General features: G+C 59.8%; 2 protein-coding genes. Both read right to left on the reverse strand.

What is annotated here, in order from left to right; genetic code table 11:
- Positions 1 to 325: 325 nt before the first annotated feature.
- Entirely contained in the window at positions 326 to 676 is a 351-nt protein-coding gene (locus tag ACRDU5_RS05135; protein ID WP_526613328.1) for a transposase, read from the reverse strand.
- A 181-nt stretch (positions 677 to 857) separates the two neighbouring features.
- Positions 858 to 1,280, reverse strand: a complete 423-nt coding sequence (locus ACRDU5_RS05140; protein WP_526613330.1) for a hypothetical protein — start codon at positions 1,278 to 1,280, stop codon at positions 858 to 860.
- Positions 1,281 to 3,566 lie beyond the last annotated feature (2,286 nt).

Consider the following 3,566-nt stretch of genomic DNA (forward strand, 5'->3'; position numbering starts at 1 on the left):
CATGTATGCGCGCACAACCACCGATATGCGGGTGGCGTACGTGACGTTCCCGATGAGGTGGGCCCACGGACGGTTCGACGTTACTCAGTGGGGTCGTTGCGCGTGCTGTGCAGCCGCGTGTGGACTCGGCAGACCGGCCCCGGGGGTGATTCGAGGTAGCCCGGAAGTCGCTCGGGAGAACGGCCGCGAGATCGCCATAGACGGCCGAACGGCGACCCGCCGATGTGATGCCACCCGACTAACCGCACAGGGCCCTCACCCCCCTGATGGTCCAGCCGGTGCCCGGCGTGCCCCCAGCGTCCCTAGTGTCGTGAGTCAATAGTGGTCAACATCGGCCATATGCGGTCGCCTGAATGTGCAAGCCAGAGCACCTTACCGTCAACCCGTCGCCCGCCCAGGCCGCCCGAGCCTCCCGCCGCTTGGGAGAACGGCCGCCAGGACGAGCCGCTCGGAAGGACAACCCAGAGTTCGGCGGTGTGATGCACTCGGCGAAGGAGAGGTCGCCATCATGCCGCACACGCCACGGCGCCCCCGTCCGAACCCGCCACAAGATCCCATTGACCACCATCCGGTGATCCGCCCACCCCCCACCACGCCTCGGCGCCATCGACGGCAACGAGAGCGCCAACCGCACCCATTCCTCATCGGTCAGATCATGTCGATCAAGCACAGCCATGTTCTACCGGCCCCACACCACAAGATCCGTGAGACACGCCCTAGTCCAGTTTTCCGCTGAGGCGAAACTATTGGACTGGGCTCCAAAGCCTAGAAGGTCGTCGACCTTGAACTCCGACGGCAACGCGAAATTGAGCCACTTTGCTCCGCATTCAGAGTATCCCTGCACTTTCGCAAGTTACTCACTCATTTGGATTATAGTCCACCTGGGTGCAGGTATCCGGCCAACCCTGAGTGGTACAGATTTTTACGCGGACGCCCCTGAGATTCGTACCTTCATGCCTCCTGCCAGAGTAGGCATCGACATCGCCTTTCGGGCACGCCTTCGTTGAATGGTACTCAGGGTCGGTGTGGTTGCGAAGGTCCGGCTGAATTTCTATATAGACGCAATCTCCGTCGGCACGGACGTCTTTAATATGCAAATCCCACCATACATAATTGTTGTGTGCTCCAAATTGTCCCCACGCGTAACCACCATCGGCGCCTTCGCCTAATTGCTCGGCACTAGCTACGCCGCCCGAAGTTAAAATTACCAGCGCCGAAACCGAGCATGCAGACAGAGCGCGAAGCGACCAGCGCGAAACACTTCGACCGTTCTTGATCATACGAATCTCCTCCGGAAGGAATCGAATGTCATGAGGTCAGCAAGTCAGCATTGTGTTCAGGTGTAGCGCGGACGGGCGTGACTGGCTGACCTTCGGATGAGTGATCTCACCTCTCCCTGGAGAGGAATTGTCAGAACCTGTGGATGAGGTTATTCAAGCTGCTTGCTTGTCCTTGGCCGCGTCGCCGTCCTCGTCAACGTGAAGTGACGCCAGCCGCGTCGTATCGAACCCCAGATCGGAACCCCCTTTCGGCAGACTGCGTCGAACCGATCGGTTGTTCAAGTCGTCGAGCAGATAGAGAAGTCAAGCAAGAGCTTATCCTTCTCAGCTGAGGACGACTCCCTCAGCATAAACTGTTGTGAATCTCCCGTCAACTGACATGGATGCGGCGGCGGCGACCCGATTGACGTGGGCAGATGCTCGAGTATGCTGTCGGCCATGCCGAGGCACACCGCCAAACGCGATCTCGCCGCGAAGGTGGATCATTTGTTCCGCGTGGTGCGGCCCGCGGGGCGGCGACAAGTTCTCCTTCGAGGAGGCCGCCGATGCCATCCGCGCCAAGGTCGGGCCCACGATCTCGGCGACCTATCTCTGGCAGCTGCGTAAGGGAAGGCGCGACAACCCCACCAAGCGTCCCCCCGATGGATCAGGTGGGGCCGTGCGAGACCGTGTCGGCGTGATGAAGTGTCTTGGGGCACGGCCAGCACGATGTGGCGCCAGCCGCCCGGCCTTGGCGGTGGACAACGCTGGTGATCGTGGCTCTCTCTGTCGGTGACAGGGGTGCTGCGACGTTGATGCTGCTGCACCTCGTTGACGTGACTGAACCATTGAGGGAGCCTGAGGCCATCCGCACGGCGCTCACCGTCGGCACCGGTATTGGAGGTGTGGTGGCCCTGATCTTGGCGAGCCCACGCCAACGGTCCACCGCATGCCGGACTCGCCAAAGTCGGCGGCTGCTTGCCACACTTGGAGTCGTCTTCATATTAACGAGCGCATGCGCGGCGCGACCGGCGCGAGCGGAGCCACCGGAACGTCTTTTTTTTGGATGCGAGACAGCCAAACGCTCGATAGTGGCTGAAGTAGGTCGTACTTTTTGGATCGATATCCAAGTTCGCGTCGCAGACAAATGCAACGACAGTGAGGGAGATATCGACGACAGTCCCGTCATCCTAGGCAAGAAAGTTAGTGCAACCCTAACATTGAAGACATTCCCTGGTAGAATATTTCTCGCCGGATCCAATCTGCAGCCAATTACAGCTGTCCCGGAGTCGGCGGGCCCCGGCACTATTCAGTCCAATGGAGTTGGGAGGTTCTGGCGAAGCGCGCCGGGCAGTATGAACTGTCATTGATATTGTCCGCGTTCGACGATGACGCCAAGTCTCTTTTGCGTCAGAACTACCGCCGTACGATTGAACTCGACGTAAGGCTTCCACCGCCTTCAATGGGCTCCCGAATCGGATCTGCGCTCACCAAATTTGCAAATTGGTTCGAGCGCTTCGTGAGTTCGGCGGAGGGGATTGCCGCATCTGCCGCAACCATTTTCGCCGCGGTAGGTGGTTATCGATCCTGGCGACGGAATCGCATGCGTCGCACAGATCCAACAATATCACGCGTCGAGCGTATACCGCCACGGCGACGCCACGAATCAACACGAGATACAAGACATACAAGGCCAAGCCGGGTAGGACACACTTTTCGGCAACACAAGAACAGGGGTCGTCTGACGGCTTCTCGCGCTCGGCGGACAAAGGCCGGAGAATCGTCAGATGGGGATCAGGAGTAAGGTGCGGGACGGGGCTTTCTCGCATTGGGCATGTGCCCGACGAACTCCGTCGCATGCTTGCTGTGTGACGGCGATCGGTCACGGGTGTCACGCCTGTAACACTCTGCCACTCCAAGGTAATGGCCATTAGGATCATCGTAGACGCCCGATCGGCGACGCGCTGATAGTGACGGGGGTACCTAGAGAACCACGGGCCGCTCAGCCCCCATGATGGATCAGCTTCTGTTGGCGCCTGACGAACTGTCTGACAACCGACACGAACGGCGTCGAACACGCATGGACGTTCACGGACACCACAGTCGACATGACCAGCGCGAACAGCCTGTTTGCGGCGCGTAGCACTTGGCTTCGGGACGAAGAAGTCGCAGGTTCAAATCCTGTCACCCCGACCAATTTGGGGGACGTGTGTCCGCTGGGGAGCGCGGACCGTTAATTGGTCGTCCTTCGTATCTGTGGGGCGACCCCCCAGACCCCCACGTTGCGAGCTTCTCTCGACCCAGCGC

The sequence above is a fragment of the Mycobacterium sp. genome (assembly GCF_050701515.1).
Lineage (GTDB): Bacteria > Actinomycetota > Actinomycetes > Mycobacteriales > Mycobacteriaceae > Mycobacterium.